Here is a 3,048-nt window from a genome sequence, read left to right on the forward strand (position 1 = left end):
CCCAAAGCGGACGCAGAGCGTCCATGGCGGCATTCCCACGCAGAGCGTGGGAACGATCTGCTATCGGGCACAGTAAATCCTCCTACATCCCCTCTTCACTTGATCCTACCCCCACGCAGGCCTACTCTAGACCTCGCGCAACCGTTTCACCCCTCCCCGCTGTCGCCATGCCGCTACTCCATTACAAGGAGGTTCTCGAATGTTCGATTTCCACCCCCAGCTCAAGCAGCGCTTTGCTGCCTTGCGCACGGGCGCTGAATTTTTTTCCCTGCGGTATGTGCGCGAGTCCGGGCAGTTTCTGTCGGTGCGCAAGAACGTCGCCGAACCGCCGAGCCTGAGCCGCGATGAAGGGGCGATGCTCACCGTGCGCGTGAATGGCGTCGAAGCCTACGCGGCGACCAATGACCTCTCGCAACAAGGCCTGCAAGCCGCCCTCGAGCGCGCCGAGCAACAGGCCCGCCGGCTCAAGCCGCACGCCTTGCTCGATCTGCGCGAGCAGCCGCTTTCCAGCGATCGCGCTGATTATTTTTCACCCAATCTCGAACAGCCCTTCCCGTCCCTGAGCGAATGCTTCGATCTGCTCGGCGCGGAATCCGCCTCGGTGCCCAAGGATGAACGCCTGGTCAATTGGCAGGTGAGCATCGGCATCACTAACGTCGAGCAGATCTACCTGAGCAGCGCCGGCGCCGAATTGCGCCAGGCCCAGCGCTTCGTCTATCCGAGCCTCGACGTCACCGCCTACGACGGCAACGACAGCCAGACCCGCAGCCTCGGCCGCGAGAATTTCGGCCAGCAGGGTGGCGCCGACGTCATCAGCCGCTGCGGCCTGGTCGGTGCCGGTCCGCAAGTCGCCGACCAGGCCCTGCAACTGCTGCTCGCGCCGAACACCCCGCAAGGCCCGCGCGACCTGCTGCTGATGCCTGATCAGATGATGCTGCAGATCCATGAATCCATCGGTCACCCGCTGGAGCTCGACCGCATCCTCGGCGATGAGCGCAATTACGCCGGCACCAGTTTCGTCAAGACCAGCGATTTCGGCAGCCTGCAATACGGCTCGAATTTGCTCAACGTAACTTTCGATCCAGGCATTCCCGAAGAGCTGGCGAGCTACGGCCATGACGACGACGGCACTGCGGCGAGCAAACAATTCCTGATCCGCGACGGCCTGTTGCTGCGCCCATTGGGTGGGGCACTGTCGCAGTATCGTGCCGGCCTCGAAGGCGTTGCCAACAGCCGCGCCTGCGGCTGGAACCGGCCACCGATCGACCGCATGGCCAACCTCAACATCGAGCCGGGCGATCAGACGCTGGAGCAGATGATCGGTGGTATCGAGCACGGCATCCTGATGAGCACCAATCGCTCGTGGTCGATCGACGATGCGCGCAACAAATTCCAGTTCGGCTGCGAATGGGGCCAGTTGATCGAGCATGGTGAACTTAAAGGCGTGGTGAAAAATCCCAACTACCGGGCGATTTCCGCGCACTTCTGGAAGAGCCTGCGCGCCGTCGGCGATGCCAACACCGTCAAGGTGCTGGGCACGCCGAACTGCGGCAAGGGCGAACCGAATCAGGTGATTCGCGTCGGCCACGCTTCGCCGGCCTGCGTATTCAGCAACATTGATGTGTTTGGGGGAGACGCCTGATGAGCATTTCGAAGCGTCAGTCCGACGCCTTCAAGGTCATGGTCAACTGGCTGCGCGACAGCGTGCGCGAGCCGGAACAGTTCACGCTCAGCTACGCCGCCGAAGCCTCGGCGTTCGTGCGCTTCAATCACGCCAAGGTGCGCCAGGCCGGGCAAGTGCAACAGGCCAACGTCGGCCTGAAACTGATCGACGACGGTCGCCACGCCGACCTGCAGATCACCTTGTCCGGGGATCAGGAAGCCGATCTGCAACGGCTCGCCGAGGGCCTGCAACAACTGCGCGAAACCCTGCCGCTGCTGCCGCAGGATCCGTACCTGCTGCTCAATCACAACAGCTGGCAGAGCACGCACGTACAAGCGCATCCGCTGCCGGACACCGAAGATGTCGTCGGGCAAATCTGCGCTGCCGCTGAAGGTCTCGATCTGGTCGGTTTCTATGCTGCCGGCCCGATCAGTCGCGGGTTCGCCAGCTCCGCCGGCGCGTTCGGCTGGCATGAAGCCAACAGCTTCAACTTCGACTTCAGCCTGTTCCATGAAAATGGCGAAGCGGTGAAGGCCAGCTACGCCGGGCATGACTGGAGCGACGAGGGCTTCGCCCGGCGTTTCGCCCAGGCCCGCGAACAGCTGGAGTTTCTCGGCCGACCGTTACGCACCCTGGCACCGGGACAGTACCGCGCCTATCTGGCACCGGCAGCGCTGGAAGAAATCATGGGCATGCTCAGTTGGGGCGGGTTCTCGGCGCAATCGATCGCCAGCAAGAGCAGCCCGTTGCAGAAACTCTACGTCGGCGATCAGGCGTTCAGTCCGCTGGTGTCGCTGGATGAGAAAGTCAGCGAATCCCTGAGCCCGGCGTTTTCCGCCGAGGGATATCCGCGCAGCGATCTGCGTCTGATCATCGAAGGCCGGGCCGGTGATCAACTGGTCGGCTCGCGCAGCGCCGCCGAATATGGTCTGGCGGCGAACGGTGCGGGCGGCGGCGAGATGCCCAGCGCATTGAACATGGCCGCCGGTGATCTGTCGCAGCAAGAGATCCTCAAGCAATTGGGCACCGGGCTGTACATCAGCAACCTTTGGTACCTGAACTACTCGGATCAACCGGCGGCGCGCATGACCGGCATGACCCGCTTCGCGACCTTCTGGGTCGAGAACGGCGAGATCCAGGCGCCGGTCAGCACCATGCGCTTCGACGATAGCGCCTACAACCTGCTCGGTTCGCAGTTGGAGGCACTGACCACCGAGCGTGAGCTGCTGCTGTCGGCGAGTACGTACAGCCAGCGCAATACCTCGTCATCGCTGTTGCCGGGGGCGCTGGTCAGCCGGTTGACCCTGACCCTCTGACGGCGATCGTTCCCACGCTCCGCGTGGGAATGCAGCCCGGGACGCTCCGCGTCCCAGCCAAAAGCGGAC

General features: G+C 63.2%; 2 protein-coding genes. Both read left to right on the forward strand.

Annotated elements, in window-relative coordinates:
* Positions 1 to 199 precede the first annotated feature (199 nt).
* Positions 200 to 1,642: a TldD/PmbA family protein gene (locus F8N49_RS26915; protein WP_073476439.1), complete on the forward strand. Its 1,443-nt coding sequence runs from the start codon at positions 200 to 202 to the stop codon at positions 1,640 to 1,642.
* The gene (locus F8N49_RS26920; protein WP_024014611.1) at positions 1,642 to 2,979 is read left to right on the forward strand and encodes a TldD/PmbA family protein; all 1,338 of its coding nucleotides are present in this window, start codon (positions 1,642 to 1,644) and stop codon (positions 2,977 to 2,979) included. The genes F8N49_RS26915 and F8N49_RS26920 overlap by 1 nt, the downstream gene beginning before the upstream one ends.
* Positions 2,980 to 3,048 lie beyond the last annotated feature (69 nt).

Source organism: Pseudomonas sp. GXM4, assembly GCF_008923895.1.
Classification (GTDB): domain Bacteria; phylum Pseudomonadota; class Gammaproteobacteria; order Pseudomonadales; family Pseudomonadaceae; genus Aquipseudomonas; species Aquipseudomonas atacamensis.

Excerpts from the sequence above, each read along its gene's own strand:
- F8N49_RS26915 (WP_073476439.1), top strand. The coding sequence starts at position 200 with ATGTTCGATTTCCACCCCCAGCTCAAGCAGCGCTTTGCTGCCTTGCGC.
- F8N49_RS26920 (WP_024014611.1), top strand. The coding sequence starts at position 1,642 with ATGAGCATTTCGAAGCGTCAGTCCGACGCCTTCAAGGTCATGGTCAAC.